The organism is Shinella sp. JR1-6 (assembly GCF_004284735.1).
Classification (GTDB): domain Bacteria; phylum Pseudomonadota; class Alphaproteobacteria; order Rhizobiales; family Rhizobiaceae; genus Shinella.
Genome location: NZ_SHMI01000116.1, coordinates 1 through 1,177 on the forward strand (window position 1 = coordinate 1; position 1,177 = coordinate 1,177).

The 1,177-nt window shown below is 61.9% G+C and carries 1 protein-coding gene; it reads left to right on the forward strand.

What is annotated here, in order from left to right; genetic code table 11:
- A partial coding sequence (gene tuf, locus EXZ48_RS34625) for an elongation factor Tu (protein WP_024270433.1) occupies positions 1-1,176 on the forward strand: 1,176 nt, incomplete at its 5' end.
- Position 1,177 lies beyond the last annotated feature (1 nt).

Below are 1,177 nucleotides of genomic sequence, written 5' to 3' on the forward strand. Positions count from 1 at the left end.
ATGGCAAAAGGTAAGTTTGAGCGCAACAAGCCTCACGTAAACATCGGCACGATCGGCCACGTTGACCATGGCAAGACGTCGCTGACGGCAGCGATCACGAAGTATTTCGGCGAGTTCAAGGCGTATGACCAGATCGACGCCGCACCGGAAGAAAAGGCCCGTGGCATCACCATCTCGACGGCGCACGTCGAGTACGAGACGCCGAACCGTCACTACGCGCACGTCGACTGCCCCGGCCACGCCGACTACGTCAAGAACATGATCACCGGTGCTGCCCAGATGGACGGCGCGATCCTGGTCTGCTCCGCCGCTGACGGCCCGATGCCGCAGACCCGCGAGCACATCCTGCTCGCCCGCCAGGTCGGCGTTCCCGCGATCGTGGTGTTCCTGAACAAGGTCGACCAGGTCGACGACGCCGAGCTTCTGGAGCTGGTCGAACTGGAAGTTCGCGAACTTCTGTCGTCCTACGACTTCCCGGGCGACGACATTCCGATCGTCAAGGGTTCGGCTCTGGCCGCTCTCGAAGATTCGGACAAGAAGATCGGTGAAGACGCGATCCGCGAGCTGATGGCTCAGGTCGACGCCTACATCCCGACGCCGGAGCGTCCGATCGACCAGCCGTTCCTGATGCCGATCGAAGACGTGTTCTCGATCTCGGGCCGTGGTACGGTTGTGACGGGTCGCGTCGAGCGCGGTATCGTCAAGGTCGGTGAAGAAATCGAAATCGTCGGCATCCGCCCGACGACGAAGACGACCTGCACGGGCGTTGAAATGTTCCGCAAGCTGCTCGACCAGGGCCAGGCCGGCGACAACATCGGCGCGCTTCTGCGCGGCGTCACGCGTGACGGCGTCGAGCGTGGCCAGATCCTGTGCAAGCCGGGTTCGGTCAAGCCGCACAAGAAGTTCATGGCAGAAGCCTACATCCTGACGAAGGAAGAAGGCGGCCGTCATACGCCGTTCTTCACGAACTACCGTCCGCAGTTCTACTTCCGCACGACGGACGTGACCGGTATCGTTTCGCTGCCGGAAGGCACGGAAATGGTCATGCCGGGCGACAACGTCACGGTTGAAGTCGAGCTGATCGTTCCGATCGCGATGGAAGAAAAGCTGCGCTTCGCAATCCGCGAAGGCGGCCGTACCGTCGGCGCCGGCATCGTTGCCTCGATCGTCGAGTAAG